12 protein-coding genes are annotated in these 15,186 nt (G+C 66.0%); 8 read left to right on the top strand and 4 right to left on the bottom strand.

Annotated elements, in window-relative coordinates; genetic code table 11:
• Positions 1-10 precede the first annotated feature (10 nt).
• The 6 genes from ACEN9O_RS17920 (at position 11) to ACEN9O_RS17895 (ending at position 10,009) form a co-directional block, all read left to right on the top strand.
• Positions 11-1,177 carry an ABC transporter permease gene (locus tag ACEN9O_RS17920; RefSeq protein WP_495613202.1) on the top strand — a complete coding sequence of 389 codons (1,167 nt, stop codon included), beginning with the start codon at positions 11-13 and terminating at the stop codon, positions 1,175-1,177.
• Between the two features lie 98 nt (positions 1,178-1,275).
• A complete protein-coding gene (locus ACEN9O_RS17915) occupies positions 1,276-2,988 on the top strand; it encodes a diguanylate cyclase (protein ID WP_495613201.1) in 1,713 nt (570 codons plus the stop codon).
• Positions 2,989-3,124: 136 nt separating this feature from the next.
• The gene (locus ACEN9O_RS17910) at positions 3,125-4,912 is read left to right on the top strand and encodes an IucA/IucC family protein (RefSeq protein WP_495613200.1); all 1,788 of its coding nucleotides are present in this window, start codon (positions 3,125-3,127) and stop codon (positions 4,910-4,912) included.
• The gene (locus ACEN9O_RS17905; protein ID WP_495613199.1) at positions 4,909-6,126 is read left to right on the top strand and encodes an MFS transporter; all 1,218 of its coding nucleotides are present in this window, start codon (positions 4,909-4,911) and stop codon (positions 6,124-6,126) included. The genes ACEN9O_RS17910 and ACEN9O_RS17905 overlap by 4 nt, the downstream gene beginning before the upstream one ends.
• Positions 6,123-7,946, top strand: a complete 1,824-nt coding sequence (locus tag ACEN9O_RS17900) for an IucA/IucC family protein (RefSeq protein WP_495613198.1) — start codon at positions 6,123-6,125, stop codon at positions 7,944-7,946. The genes ACEN9O_RS17905 and ACEN9O_RS17900 overlap by 4 nt, the downstream gene beginning before the upstream one ends.
• Positions 7,947-8,041: 95 nt before the next feature.
• The gene (locus tag ACEN9O_RS17895; protein WP_495613197.1) at positions 8,042-10,009 is read left to right on the top strand and encodes a TonB-dependent receptor; all 1,968 of its coding nucleotides are present in this window, start codon (positions 8,042-8,044) and stop codon (positions 10,007-10,009) included.
• A gap of 12 nt (positions 10,010-10,021) precedes the next feature.
• Here ACEN9O_RS17895 and maiA read toward each other — a convergent pair whose 3' ends face one another.
• The 4 genes from maiA to ACEN9O_RS17875 are packed head-to-tail and all read right to left on the bottom strand — an operon-like array spanning position 10,022 to position 13,584.
• Positions 10,022-10,666, bottom strand: coding sequence for a maleylacetoacetate isomerase (gene maiA, locus ACEN9O_RS17890; protein WP_495613196.1), 645 nt, complete (start codon positions 10,664-10,666; stop codon positions 10,022-10,024).
• The gene (locus ACEN9O_RS17885) at positions 10,663-12,000 is read right to left on the bottom strand and encodes an MFS transporter (RefSeq protein ID WP_495613195.1); all 1,338 of its coding nucleotides are present in this window, start codon (positions 11,998-12,000) and stop codon (positions 10,663-10,665) included. The genes maiA and ACEN9O_RS17885 overlap by 4 nt, the downstream gene beginning before the upstream one ends.
• A 28-nt stretch (positions 12,001-12,028) precedes the next feature.
• Positions 12,029-13,051 (bottom strand): fumarylacetoacetate hydrolase family protein, encoded by a 1,023-nt coding sequence (locus tag ACEN9O_RS17880; RefSeq protein WP_495613194.1) that lies wholly within the window; start codon positions 13,049-13,051, stop codon positions 12,029-12,031.
• Positions 13,048-13,584: a VOC family protein gene (locus ACEN9O_RS17875; RefSeq protein ID WP_492924217.1), complete on the bottom strand. Its 537-nt coding sequence runs from the start codon at positions 13,582-13,584 to the stop codon at positions 13,048-13,050. Before ACEN9O_RS17875 ends, ACEN9O_RS17880 begins: the two co-directional genes overlap by 4 nt.
• An 89-nt stretch (positions 13,585-13,673) precedes the next feature.
• Between ACEN9O_RS17875 and ACEN9O_RS17870 the strand changes: the two genes are divergently transcribed.
• Entirely contained in the window at positions 13,674-14,588 is a 915-nt protein-coding gene (locus ACEN9O_RS17870; protein WP_495613193.1) for a LysR family transcriptional regulator, read from the top strand.
• An 18-nt stretch (positions 14,589-14,606) separates the two neighbouring features.
• Entirely contained in the window at positions 14,607-15,182 is a 576-nt protein-coding gene (locus ACEN9O_RS17865; protein ID WP_495613192.1) for a gamma-glutamylcyclotransferase, read from the top strand.
• The last annotated feature ends 4 nt before the right edge of the window (positions 15,183-15,186 follow it).

Here is a 15,186-nt window from a genome sequence, read left to right as displayed (position 1 = left end):
GGCATCAGCCATGAAAATCCCGCTCTCCTACGTGGCCCGCAACCTGTGGGCGCGGCGCCTGACCACGGCGCTGACCGGCGCCGGCCTGGCGTTGGTGGTGTTCGTGTTCGCCACGGTGCTGATGCTGGACGAGGGCCTGCGCAACACCATGGTCACCACCGGCGAATACGACAACGTGATCCTGACCCGCCGCTCGGCCGACACCGAGGTGCAGAGCGGCGTGGACCGCACCCAGGCCAGCGTGGCCTCCAGCCACCCTGCCATCGCGCTCGGCGCCGACGGCCAGCCCTTGCTGTCAAAGGAAACGGTGGTGCTCATTTCGCTCAACAAGCGCGGCTCGGCCAAGCCGTCCAACGTCATCATCCGCGGCATCTCGCCGCGCGGGCTGATGCTGCGACCGCAGGTCAAGCTGACGGCGGGCCGCATGTTCCGCCCCGGCGCTTCCGAGATCATCGCCGGCGCCAGCATCGCGCGCCGCTTCGAGGGCGCCGGCATCGGCGAGACGCTGCGCTTCGGCCAGCGCCAGTGGACCGTGGTCGGCCTGTTCGACGCCGGCAACAGCGGTTTCGATTCCGAGATCTGGGGCGACGCCGACCAGCTGATGCCAGCCTTCCGCCGCAACGTCTACTCGGCCATGGTGTTGCGGCTGGCCGACACCTCGCTGTTCGATGGCTTCAAGAAGGACATCGAAACCGATCCGCGCCTGACGCTGGACGCCAAGCGCGAACAGACCTTCTACTCCGACCAGTCGAAAGCGCTGTCGACCTTCATCAGCGTGCTGGGGCTGATCCTGTCGATCATCTTCTCGATCGGCGCGATGATCGGCGCCACCATCACCATGTACGCCTCGGTGGCCAACCGCGTCGGCGAGATCGGCACCTTGCGTGCGCTGGGCTTCCAGCGCCGCAGCATCCTGGCCGCCTTCCTGGCCGAGTCGATGCTGCTGGCGTTGGTGGGCGGTGCTCTGGGCTTGGCCTGCGCCTCGCTGATGCAGTTCCTGTCCTTCTCGACCACCAATTTCCAGTCCTTCTCCGAGCTGGCCTTCGGCTTCCGCCTGACGCCGGCGATCGTGGTCAAAACGCTCATGTTTTCGCTGGCGATGGGCATGGTCGGCGGCTTCCTGCCGGCGCTGCGCGCGGCGCGCATGAAAATCGTCGACGCCTTGCGCGCCGCATGACGAAGGACACCCAACAATCGCCAGGTAAAGCGTGCTAGACTTTCCTGAATGCAAATTTCGCCGCATCCGCCTTTTTTGCCTTCGGATTCAACGCCGACATGCTGTACAAGGACTGCCCACCTGCCGCGCACGGAACCGGGCCACGCCACCTCTGGCGCCGGCTGCTGCTTGGCTGCGCGCTGCTGATCACGATGCTGGCGGCGCCGGTGTGGGCCGCCGGCGAGCGCAAGGTGCTGGTGCTGTATTCGCTGGGCTCCGATTCGGCGTCGTCCTGGCAGCGCTTGATCAGCAAGGGTTTGGCGGCCGAACTGGCCGATAAAAACCTGACCTCCTCGCTGGGTATTTTCGAAGAGCGCTTCGACGCCGTGCGTGTCGGTGACCAGCAGGCGCAGGCCAGCATGGAGCCCTACCTGCGCACCAAGTACGCGCGCATCCAGTTCGACGCCATCATCACCGAGAACTATGTGGCGGCGCGCTTCCTCAGTGAGCACCCCGACCTGTTTCGCGGCGTGCCGCGCCACTACATAAACCACGGACGCCTGAACTGGACGCCCTCCGACGGTATCGCCTATCAGGTGCAGACCAGTTTCGAACGCGCCATCGGCATCATCCCGCAGGTGAAGCCGGACGTGCGGCATGTGGTGGTGATCGGCGACAGAACGGAGCGCATGCAGGAATCGGTGGACGGGGTGCGCCAGGCTGCCAGCAACTACGAGAAGCAAATACGCTTCGAATACTGGGATCAACTCAGCTACGAGGAGATCTTCCGCCAGGCAGCGCTGCTGCGGCCAGGCAGCGCCATCTTCTTGCTGCCCACCTACCAGGACAGCACCGGCGCCCGGCGCCGGCCGGTGGACATCGCACGCAGGCTGGTGGCCACTACGCAGGTTCCGCTGTTCACCAACTGGGAGCCCATCGTGACGCCCGGCACGGTCGGCGGCTACGTGGTCAGCGCCGAGCGCATAGGCCGCGCCATCGCCGCCATCGTGATGCAGCGGAAGCCCGACATCGCCGGCATTCCCGGCTACCTGTTCGACTACGGCGCGGCGCAGCGCTTCCACTTGCAGAACATTCCGCCGACGGCGCAATGGGTCAACCGGCCGCGCAGCATCTTCGAGGAGTACCTGTGGCAGATACTGGCCGGCGCCACGCTGATCGTGCTGGAGGGGATATTGATCTCGGCGCTGATCGTCGCGCTGCGTGGGCGCCGGCAGACGCTGTCCGCCCTGCACGATGAACGCAACCAGCTGGAAGCGCGCGTGCTGCAACGCACGCTGGAGCTGATGGTGGCCAACACCAAGCTGGAACAGCTGGCCACCACCGATCCGCTGACCGGCATCGGCAACCGCCGCCGCATGACGGAGCAGATCAACAAGGAGCTGGAACGCAGCCGCCGCTTCAAGCATCCGCTGTCGCTGCTGATGGTCGACATCGACCACTTCAAGAACGTCAACGACATCTACGGCCACGAGGCCGGCGACCGCGCCATCGTGGCGGTGGCCAAGGCGCTGGCGGGCGGCATGCGCAATATCGACATGGCGTCGCGCTTCGGCGGCGAGGAGTTCGTGCTGCTGATGCCGGAAACCGATATCGATGTCGCCAGCGGCGCCGCCGAGCGCTTACGCAGCGACGTCGCGGCCCTGCGCATCGCCGGCGACAACGGCGAGCAGATCGCGCTCACCGTCAGCATCGGCGTGGCGGCATCGGTGCCGGAGGGCGCGCCGGACAGCGCCTCGTCGCTGCTCTCCCGCGCGGACAAGGCGCTGTACCAGGCCAAGCACGAAGGGCGCGACCGGGTGATCAGCGCCTGACCTCGCGGCTTGCCCGCTCTTCCTTGTCTCGACATTCAAATACGAATCATTATCATTTGCGTTGACATTCTCATCTTTGACAGATAAGCTGGCGGCATAGCATTTAAGACAAGCTTTCATCTTATAAAACTCCGCCATGCCCCACACCCTTGCATTCCTTCCCCACTACGCCGCCGCCCATGCCCGCACGCTGCGTCAATTCATCGAAGCCTTCTGGAATGAGGGCTGCCTGACCGGCGTCATCGAACCGCAGCGGAACCGGCTGTGGCTGGAGGGGTGGGACGAGCAGGATGCACCGCTGGTCTACAACATCGATATCGCGGGCCGCAGCGCCTTCGACCGCCTGCGGCTGTGCGGCGAGGTGCGCGCCTCTGGCCAGCCGACGCCGGACATCCCCACCGTGGTATCGGCGCTGGTGCGGCACCTGCAACCGCAGGCGGAGGCCTTGCGCCGCTTCGTCGCCGAGCTGCAGCAGACCGCGCTCAAGCAGGCCTGGTCGATGACGGCGGCGCCGCAGGCCACGCTGCAATCGCCCTACGCCTTGCAGGAAGCGGAGTTGGGCGACGGCCACCCTTACCATCCCTGCTTCCGCTCGCGCATTGGCTTCAGCATCGACGAGCACCGACGCTACGGCCCGGAGTTCGCGCAGGCCATCGTGCTGACCTGGCTGGCGATCGACCGCGAGGCCAGCGAAACTCATTTGCTGCCGGGCCTCGACTACGACAGCTTCGTGCAGTCGCAATTGGGAACGGAGGAGTACCACCGCCTGCTTGGCCTGGTCGAAGCCCAAGGCCGCGCGCCGGCGCGCTACCGCCTGCTGCCGGTGCATCCCTGGCAATGGGAGCATGGCGTGGCGCCGCACTTCGCCGACTGGCTGGCCGACGGCACCTTGCTGCACCTGGGCGCGGGCCGCGTCGAATGGCTGGCGCAGCAATCGATACGCTCGCTCAGCAGCCTGGCGGAAGATGGCCGCTGCAACCTGAAGCTGCCGCTGGCCATCGCCAATAGTTCGGCCGACCGCATCCTCTCCGACCACCACGTGCACAACGCGCCCATCATCTCGCACTGGCTGGATGCCATCTGCCGCGACGATGCCTTTCTCGCCGACGGCCAGCGGCTGGCGATACTGACCGAGCCGGCCGGCATCACGATCGCGGCGGCGCGCCAGCGCAGCGGCGCCTACGGCATGCTGGGCGCGATCTGGCGCAGCGCACCGGAGTCGGTGCTGGCGGAGGGCGAACAGGTTTTCCCGATGACCGCCCTGACGACGCTGACCGCTGACGGCGAACTGACCATCGCCCCGTGGCTGGCGCGGCACGGCGCGGAACGCTGGGTGGCCGCGCTGCTGGAGGCGAGCGTGCCGCCGCTGCTGCATCTGATGATGGCGCACGGTGTGCTGCTTGAATGCCACGCGCAAAACACCTTGCTGATCCTGAGCGATGGTCTGCCGCGCCGCATCGCCATCCGTGACCTGCCCGGTGGCCTGCACTATCTGCAAGGCGCCACCAATGCAGCGCAACTGGCCGGCCTGCGCACCGCGCCGGCTTACCGCAACGCGCTCAATGCCAGCGCGGGCTTTATGTTCGACTCGCCGACGGAGGCGCGCGACTACCTGCTGGAAGTGCTGTTCTTTATTAACCTGGGTGAGCTGGCGTGGCGGCTGGAGCGCCATCACGGCTACGCGGAGGCGCAGTTCTGGGCCCAGGCCGCGCGCACCGTCCTGGCCTATCAGTCGCGCTTCCCGGAAAACGCCGCACGCCATCGCGAGTTCGATCTGCTCGGCGAACGGCTGCGAATTGAGTGCCTGGCCGCGCGCCGCCTGCTCGGATGGAACACACAGCGTTTGCGCACGGTCCGCAACCCGCTGGCCGCCGCGCAGACGCCGGCGTCGACGTCACCGATCCAGAGCGGCCGCCGCCCATGAGCATCGCGCAAGCCGCATCGCGGCAGGCCGGGACGACGCGCGCGGTGATGGTCACCGTCGCCGGCCATTTCGGCGCGGCGTTCGCAGCCTTGTGCATGCCGCCGTTCTATGCCCGGATACTGGAATCGAGCTTCCCGGCGAACGCGCCATCGGCAGCGCTGGCCGGCTGGTATTTCACGCTGCCGACGCTGGCCGCAGCCATCGCCAACCCGGCCTGGGGGCGGCTGGCCGACCGCATCGGCCGGCGCGCCTCGCTGATGCGGGCGCACGCTGGTTTGTGCCTCAGCTTTATCCTCACCGGCCTGGCGCGCACGCCGCTGGAATTCGCATTGGGCCTGATGCTGCAAGGGCTGCTGGGCGGGACCTTCTCCGCGTCCAACGCCTATCTGGCGGAACAGCTGCCGCCTGCGCGGCTGGCGACGTTGCTCGGCGTGATGCAGGCGTCGGCCCGAACCGCCTTGTTCGCCGGCCCGGCGCTGATCGGCATGATGAGCGGCCACGCCAACGTGCTGCAGCTGTTCCTGTACCTGGCGTTGTTCCCCGGCGCCGCCTGCGTGGTGCTGTACCTGCTGCCGGACGCTCCTGCACCGCGCCGGTCCGTGCAGGCATCGGCCGCTGCGAACGCCTGCGTCCCGTCCGGCGCGCAGGCCATCGCCGACGGCGACAGTGGCTGCGGCGTCAGCGCGACGAACCTGTACCGGCTGCAGGCGCTGTTCGCTATCGGCACCGTGCTGTCCTATCCCTACTTCGTCAGCGATCTCGCGCAGCGGCTGCAGATCGGCGCCGCCACGGCCGGAATCATGTTCGGCCTGCCGCACGCGCTGTTCCTGCTGCTGGCATGGCCCCTGGGGCGCAAGCTCGGTCAAGCCAATGCCCGCGCCGCCCTCGGATGGTATGCCGCGCTGACCAGCGCCGGCCTGCTGCTGCAGGCACTGGCCGACGCGCTGCCGATGCTGCTGACCGGCCGCATCCTGATGGGCATCGGCATGACTGGCGCCTACCTCGCCATCAACACGCTGGCCGCTGCCACATCCACCATCGCCCACGTCGGCCGCCACTTCGGCAGCCTGGAAGGGGCCAACAAATGGGGCGCCGTCAGCGCCGGCCTGCTGGCCAGCCTGCTGGCGCCATCGCTCGGCTATGCCGCCCCGCTCTGGTTGGGCGCAGCTGTCGTCGCCGCGCTGTTTATTTCACTGAAATGGAGACTGCTATGAACTCACCGCTGTCAGCCCGACATCTGCAACCCGCGCCTTCCGATGCAGAGAGCTTCGCCGAACGCCAGCACGGCCGCCTGCTGATCAACTGCTATGCGCGCGAGGTGGCGATGCAGGAGCACACGCTCGCCGTGCTGCCGGCCGGCCGTGGCGCGCATCCGGCGATGCCCGCCGATTATCATGGACAGGTGCTGGAAATCTCCCTGCCCCGCGTGGGCAGCCAGTTGTGCGTCGGCGTGCTGCACGTATCGGCTACAGCCAATTTCGACTACACCACCGGCGTCTACCTGCGCAGGGGCCAGGACGCCTGGCGCGACGCCGGCTGGCGGGAACTGGCGCGCCTCATCATCGAAGACCTGTCGCGCCGCGCCGCGACACCGTTCAACGACGAACTGCTGCAACAGATCGGCGACAGCATCGCCACCATGCAGGACGTGATGGACCGCCGCCCGGCACCACCGATGCAGCTTGCCGCAACCGGCTCCACGCCGCTGCAGGCCTATATCGAGAGCGAACAGGGGCTGCTGACCGGCCACCCCTTCCATCCCGCGCCGAAAAGCCGCTCCGACTGGTCGCCCGCCGAGCAGCGCGACTACTCGCCGGAGCACAAGGCCAGCATGCGCCTGCACTACTTCCAGCTTCCGCAGGAATGGCTGCTCAGCGACAGCATCGACGCCGGCGCGCTGCAAGCACTCGATGCCGACGGTCTGCAGGCCAGCGAAGGCGGCGCGATCCTGCCGCTGCATCCGTGGCAGGCCGGCTGGATGCGCCGCCAGCCGCGTATCGCCAGCGCCCTGCGCAGCGGTGAAATCCGCGACCTTGGCCCTCATGGCCGCCACTTCCATCCGACGGCGTCGGTGCGCACCCTGCTGGCCGGGGACGCAGCGTCCTTCGTCAAGCTGTCGCTGAATATGCGCATCACCAACTGCATTCGCAACAACGCCCGCCACGAACTGCAAGGCGCGCTGACCGGCACGCGGCTGTACCGCATCATGCAGGCCGACATGCAAAGCCGCTTCCCCAGGTTCAGCGTGCTGGAAGAACAGGCCTACGTCACCGTTGACCTGCCCGGCGCCGACCCGGAGCTGGCCAACGGTTTTGGCGTGCTGCTGCGGGAAGGCGTCGCCGGCCTGCTGCAACAGGGTGTGCAGCCGATTGTGTGCGCCGCGTTGTTCGGCAATGGCGAACATGGACGCAAACGGGTCTTCGCCCACATCGAACGCTATGCGCTGCATCGCGGCTACACACTGGAGCAGGCCGCGCGCAGCTGGTTCGCGCGCTATGCTGAAAACGCGGTACATCCCATCCTGTATCTGCTGTTCGAACACGGCGTGGCGTTCGAGCCGCACATGCAGAACACGGTCGTTGGGCTTGACGGCGAAGGTGCGCCCAGCCACTTCATCGTGCGCGACCTGGAGCTCACGCGGCTTGCGCCGCAGGCGCAGGCACAGGCCCACGCCATGCAGCTGGAACCCGGCACGCTGTCGGCATTGTGCTGCACCGACGAACGGGCCTGGATACGCATCGGTTACTGCCTGTTCGTCAATAACCTGTGCGAGGTCATCGCCACCATCGCCAACGGCAACCACACGCTGTACCTGGGCCTATGGGGAGTGCTGCGCAATACGCTGCAGGACTATCTGGCGAAGTTCCCCAATCCGTCCGCCAGCCGCCGCATCCAGGGGCTGCTGGCGGGCGAACCTCTGCCAGCCAAAGGCAATCTGCTGACGCGCTTCCTGCGTCAGGCCGATCGCCAAGCCAGCTATCTTCCCTTGTATCACCCGCTCGGCGTCGTCAACGGCGCAGCGGCATCCTTATAACAACCGCTCTCCCAAACATGAAAACAGTTCTTAAACCATTACCCCTGCTGCTGGCGGGCCTCGCTTTCTCCGTCCAGGCGGACGACATCCAAACCATGCAGCAGATTACCGTGACCGCTTCCAGCGACAGCCTGGCCGCCGTCGCCGCCGCCGGCACCAAGGCCCAGGGCAGCCTGCTCGACGCGCCGCAATCGGTCAGCGTGGTCACCCAGGAAAACCTGCGCAACCGCGCAGCGCTGACCAGCAAGGATGCGTTGGACTACGTCAGCAGCGTGGTGGCCGGCCAAGGCGAAGGCCGGCGCGACGAGTTCTACATCCGCGGCTTCTACTCGCTGCGCGACGCCAGCCTCGATGGCGTGCGCGACGACACTCTGTATTCGCGCGACCTGGCGACGGTCGAGCAGATCGAAGTGATCAAGGGCGCGGCGGCCGCGCTGTATGGACGCGGCTCGGCCGGCGGCCTGATCAACCGTGTCAGCAAGCAGCCGCGCGCCAAGCAGGACACCGAAGTCTCCGCCACGCTGGGGTCGGATAAGGAGCGGCGCGTCAGCGTCGACGCCGGCGGCGCCCTGAGCGACAGCATCAACGGCCGCCTGATCGCCGTGTATGACACTGGCGACAACTATCGCGACGTGGTCGAACACACGCGCAAGCTGCTGGCGCCTTCGCTGAAGTTTGCACTGTCGCCGGCCACCTCGCTGCTGCTGCAAGCCGAGGTGCAGCGCGAAGACCGCACGCCGGATCGCGGCGTGCCATCGCTGGCGGGCCGTCCGGTCGCGGTGTCGCCGTCGACCTTCTACGGCGAAGGCTACGACTACACCAGCACCGACAGCGACATGGCGAAGGCCAAACTGGAACACCGCTTCAACGACCGCCTGAAGCTGGAGAACACCTTCCAATACAACCGCACCGAACTTGAGGGCGTGAACACCCGCAACCGCCGCGTCAACGCGGACAACACAGTGTCGCGCCAGATCACCTACTTCCCGCAGACGCAGCGTAACCTGATCAATCAAACCGAGTTGACGTACACGCTGGGGCAGCATGCGTTGCTGGCCGGGTTGGAGTTGTCGGACCAGCAGCGCGACGTCGTCACCGCGCAGACCGGCATCGCCTTTCCGGTGAACCTGTACGCGCCGCAGCATGCGCTGCCAGCGCCGAACCTGGGCACGCTGCCGGTCTCGCTGAACAACGCGTTCACGGCCAAGACGCAGGCGTTGTACCTGCAGGACCAGATCACCATCGCCGCGCAGTGGAAGGCGCTGGCGGGTGTACGCTTCGATCGTTTCCAGCAGGAGCAAACCAATCGCCTGACCAAAGTGTTCGGCGAGCGCACCGATAACGTCTTCTCGCCGCGCGCGGGCCTGGTGTACCAGCCGCTGGACGGTCAGTCGTGGTATCTGAACCTGAGCCGCTCGTCGCAGCCGGGCGGCGGCGACCTGCTGTACACCGGCAGCACGCCGCTGTCGCAAGTGAAGCCGTTGCAGACGGATTTGCAGGAAGTGGGCTACAAACAGGATTGGATGGGCGGCCGCTTCTACACCACCGCCGCGCTGTTCCGCGTCGAGCAGCGCAACCAGTTGACGCTGGACCCGACCGATACGGCCGGCCTGCGCCAGCTACAGGTCGGCAAGCAGCGCAACCAGGGCGTGGAGCTGGAGCTGCAAGGCGCGCTGTGGCAAGGCGGCCACCTGGCCGCGTCCTACACCTACAACGATGCGCGCATCGTGGCGTCCAACGATATCCCGAGGGGCAACCGGGCGGAGATGACGCCACGCCATCGCGCGTCGCTGTGGGTGGACCAGGAACTGGGCGGCGCATGGACCGCCGGCCTGGGCGTGCTGCTCAGCGGCGACCAGTTCGCGCTGTCCGACAATGCTGTGCGCCTGCCCGGCTACGGCCGCGTGGACGCGGTGCTGGGCTATCGCGGCAAGCGCTACGACGTGCGGTTCAAGTTGAATAACGTCGGCAATGCGCGCTTCTACGAATCGGCCATCAACAACGTGCAGATCCAGCCGGGCGCGCCGCGCAATGCGAGCGTGACGTTGACCACCCGGTTCTGATCCTGCCTGCGCCTATTCGGCGTCCGGCTGCTGCGACGGGTGCGCCTGCTGGAAGGCAGGCAGCTCGGCGCAGGCATCGAAGATGCGCATGATGGTCGGATACGGCGTCATGTCCACACCGAAGCGCTGAGCGCCGAATACCTGCGGCACCAGGCAGCAGTCGGCCAGCGTCGGCGTGTCGCCGTGGCAGTAGCCGCCGGTGCGCATATCGTCGGCCAGCATGCGCTCCAGCGTCGCCATGCCGGTGCGCAGCCAGTGCTGCTGCCATTCCAGCTTGACTTCCTCCGTCAATCTCAACTGCCCCTTCAGGTACTTCAGCACGCGCAGGTTGCCCAGCGGGTGCGTATCCGCCGCCACGGTCAGCGCCAGCGCGCGCACGCGGGCGCGGTCGGTTGCGGTGGCGGGCAGCAGCAGCACTTGCGGGCGGGTCTCCTCCAGATATTCGATAATGGCCAGCGACTGGCCGATCACGCTGCCGTCGTCGTCCAGCGTCGGCAGCAGCGCCGATGGATTGAGTGCCCGGTAGGATTCGGCGAGTTGTTCGCCGCCATCGCGCAACAGGTGCACCGGCACGGCCTCGTAGGCCAGGCCTTTCAGGTTCAGCGCAATGCGCACGCGGTAGGCGGCGGTGCTGCGGAAGTAGGTATAAAGCTTCATGCAAAATCTCGTTCAAGAATGGGGGCTGCCTGCGGACGCTCCATCATCCACAGCATGGCGGCGGACAGCAGCGCCGGCACGGCGGCGATAATGAAGATGGTGCTGTTCGGCCAGTTCATGCGTATCAACTCACCGCCCAGCACCGGGCCGATGATGGAGCCGACGCGGCCCACGCCCAAGCTCCAGCCGATGCCGGTGGAGCGCAGCGTGGTCGGATAGTAGTTGGCCGCCAGCGCATTCACAGCGGGCTGGCCGCCGACGATGCAGAAGCCCGCCACCAGGATCGCCAGGCACAGGAAGGCCAGCGACGCTTCCGGACGGCCGATCAGCACGATCGCCACGGCGGCCACCAGGAAGCCCGGTATCAGCACGCGGCGGAAGCTGGAACGGTCGATCAGTTGGCCCATCATCAGCGTGCCGATGGTGCCGCCGACCGGCAGGATGGTGCCGGCCAAAACTGCCATGCTGGTCGACAGGCCGGCGCCCTTGAGGATGGTCGGCAGCCAGTTCGACAAAAAGTACAGGTTGAGCAGGTTGAGGAAGTTGACCAGCCAAAGCAGCACGGTGGTGCGCGCGCGGCCTTCGCGGAACAGTTCCGTCACCGAGCCGCGCTTGCCGGCCTTCTCATGCACCAGGTAGCGGCTGCCCGCATGCACGGTGGACGATGGATCGATGCGACGCAGCCACTGCGCCACGCGCTCGACGCGCTTGCCGCTCAGGACCACGTACTGCATCGACTCCGGCAGCATGAAGATCATCAGCACGCCGATCACCAGCGGCATCACGCCGCCGACATAGAACACCGACTGCCATCCGAACGACGGGATCAGCGCGGCCGAAGCCAGGCCGCCAACCACGGCGCCCACAGTGAAGCCGCAGGAGACCAGCATCATCAACGTGACGCGGCGCCGCGCAGGGCTGTACTCGCCCGCCAGCGCCATCACGTTGGGCATGATGGCGCCGAGGCCGATGCCGGTGACGAAGCGCAGCCATTGCAGCTGTTCCAGCGTGGTGCACGAAGGTGTGAGCAGCATGCAGACCGAGAAGAACATCGTCGCACCGATGAGCACCGGACGGCGGCCGATCTTGTCGGCCATGACGCTGAACACCAGCGAACCGGCCAGCATGCCAAGCAAGCCGGCGCCGAACACCGGCCCCAGGCTGGCTTTGCTGACATGCCATTCCTGGATGATGGCCGGCGCCACGTAACCCATCGCCTGCACGTCGAAGCCGTCCATCAGGATGCACAGGCCGCACAGCAAATAGACGCCGATCTGGAAGGCGCCGATCTTGTTCTGGTCGATGAGTGCGGGGATATCTACTTGTTGTTCCATCTTGGTCTCCTCCTGCCTCGCCGGCGCTTTAGCTGCGCTCTTTGTAGTGCGTGACGGTTTGCTCGATGGCGCCGAAGATGCTGGCGCCCTGCTCGTCCTTCATCTCGATACGGACGCTGTCGCCGAATTTGAGGAAGCCGGTTTGCGGCTTGCCGCCTTCGATGGTCTCGTACATGCGCACCTCGGCCAGGCAGCAGTAACCCACGCCGCCGTTGGCGATACTCGATCCATGCAGGCTGCCCTGCTTGTTCGACACCGTGCCCGAACCGATGATGGTGCCGGCCGCCAGCTCGCGCGTGGCGGCGGCGTGCGCCACCAGCTGCGCGAAGTTGAAGGTCATATCTTCGCCGGCGTTCGGCTTGCCGAAGGGCTGCTGGTTCAGATCCACCAGCAGCGGCAGGTGCAGCTTGGTGTCGGCCCAGTGCGCGCCCAGTTCGTCCGGCGTGACGGCCACCGGCGAGAAGGCGCTGGCGGCTTTCGACTGGAAGAAGCCGAAGCCCTTGGCCAGTTCGTTCGGGATCAGGTTGCGCAGCGAGACGTCGTTGACCAACATGACCAGGCGGATCGCTTTTGCGCAGTCGTCGGTGCTGGCACCCATGCGCACATCGCCGGTGATGACGGCCACTTCGGCCTCCAGATCGATGCCCCATTCTTCGGACAGCGCGAAGATCGGATCGCGCGGGCCGATGAAGCTATCCGAGCCGCCCTGGTACATCAGCGGATCGGTGTAGAAGGACGCCGGCACTTCGGCGTTGCGCGCCTTGCGCACCAGCTCAACGTGGTTGATGTAGGCCGAGCCGTCGGCCCACTGGTAGGCGCGCGGCAGCGGCGAGTGGCAGTACTGCTGGTCGAACGGATGGGTGTCGACGGCGTCGCCGGAATTCAGCAAGGCGTAGACCGTCTCCAGGCGCGGGGACACCAGCTCCCAGTTGTCCAGCGCGTGCTGCAGCGTGGCGGAGACTTTCGGTACGTGCTGGTAGCGCGACAGGTCGCGGCTGACCACCACCAGGCGGCCATCGCGGCTGCCGTCTTTCAGGGTTGCGAGCTTCATGCCTTCACCTCCGGTGCGTGCATCCAGGCGGCGTGCTTGGGCGCCTTGCGGGTCTGCGACCATTCTTCCAGCATCTCCCATTTGACGGCGTCAAGCTTCTGCATCATCTCCGGCGTGCCGGTGTTGACCGCCAGTTCAAGGCGGTGTCCGTTCGGGTCGAAGAAGTAGATCGATTTGAAGATGGTGTGGTTGATCGGGCCGATCACGTTGATGCCGGCGGCGACCAGGCGCTCCTTGGCGGCCAGCAGTTCGTCCATGGTCTCGACTTCCATCGCCAGGTGCTGCACCCAGGCCGGGGTGTTGTGGTCGCGGTCCATCGGTGCCTGCGTCGGCAGCTCGAAGAAGGCCAGCACGTTGCCGTGGCCGGCGTCCAGGAACACGTGCATGTACGGGTCCGGCGCCTTGGTGGACGGTACTTCGTCTTCGGCGATGGCCAGCACGAAGTCCATGTTCAGGTGTTTGACGTACCACTCGACGGTCTGCTTGGCGTCGATGCAGCGGTAGGCCACGTGGTGTATTTGCTTGATTTTCATGTTTGTCTCCAACTCAGTCATTCCGCATTAAATGCGAATTTCAGATATCATACAAACAATATTTTCCAGCTCACTTATCAGATTTCCCGATGAATCCTAGTCTGCGCCAGATGCGCGCCCTGGTGGCGCTCGCCAAAACCGGCAGCTTTACGCTGGCCGCCGAGCATCTCAATGTGACGCAATCCGCGCTCAGCGGACAGATCAAGGAGCTGGAGCAGATGCTGGGGGTGCGCGTCGTCGAGCGTACCACGCGCAAGGCGCAGCTGTCGGAGATCGGCCGCGAGCTCACGCCGCTGTTCGAAAAGATGCTGCAGGACCTGGACCGGGCGATGGCCGACATCGCCAGCCGCAAGGCACTCAAGCAGGGTTCGGTGCGGGTGGCGGCGCCGCAGATGCTGTCCTGCACGCTGATACCGGAGGTGATCGCAGCCTACAAAGCGCGCTATCCGGACGTGCAGGTGTGGCTGGCCGACAGCCCGGTCGAGATGGTGTCGGCGCGGGTGTTCAGCGGCGAGGCCGACTTTGGCATCGGCCCGGACCGCGACACCACCGCCGAGATCGAGGCGCAGCCGCTGTTCGAGATGCCGTTCGTGGTGGTGTATCCGCCCGGCCATCCGTTGGAGCAGCGCCAGCGCATCACCTGGGCCGATGTGAACGAGTTTCCGCTGATTTCGCTGCAGGGCCAGTTCACCGAGCGGCTGCTGCGCGACATGCACGCCTCGTTCCGCGAACAGTCGCTGAGCCCGTACAACGAGGTCACCTTCATGACCACCGCGCTGGCGATGGTGCATGCGCGCCTGGGCATCACGGTCTGCCTGCCGTATGCGGAAAAGATGGTGCAGCTGTACGGTTTGCAGATGCGGCCGCTGGAATCGCCGGCGCTGACGCGGCGCTTCTTCGTCTACACGCGCAACGCGCGGGCGCTGTCCCCCGCTGCCGAGAGTTTCGTCGCCTTCCTGCAAGAGTTTGCTGCGGCTCATCAGTGGAATGTGCCGCAGGGCTGATCGTTTTATAATTGACTTATGACAGCAGATACCATCGCCATCAATCAGAAGATGGACCAGTTCGACGGCCACCACAGCGTCTGGCTGTTCGGCTATGGCTCCTTGATTTACAAGGCCGACTTCCCCTACCTTGAACGCCGCCCGGCCAGCATCGCCAACTGGACGCGGCGCTTCTGGCAAGGCTCGCACGACCATCGCGGCACGCCAGAGGCGCCGGGCCGGGTGGTGACCATCATCGAAGAGCCCGGCGCGGTGTGCCACGGCATGGCCTATCTGGTGACGCCGGAAGTGTTCGCGCACCTGGATCATCGCGAGAAGAACGGTTACCTGCGGCTGGCGATCGCCATCACGTTTGAGGACAGCGACAGCGTCGAAGGCCTGGTCTACATCGCCACGCCGGACAACACGGCCTTCCTCGGCGCCGCCTCCGAGCAGGAGATTGCGCTGCACATCGCCCGCTCCGCCGGGCCCAGCGGGCCGAACAGCGACTACCTCAATCACCTGGCCCACGCGCTGCGCGAACTGGGCCGCCATGACCAGCATGTGTTCGAGATCGAACGCCATCTGGCCGCGCTAAAGAATCATCAACCGTAACGAT

This window comes from Duganella sp. Dugasp78 (assembly GCF_059491455.1).
Note: the sequence above shows the minus strand (reverse complement) of the source record. Positions and strands in the feature narration are given on the sequence as shown.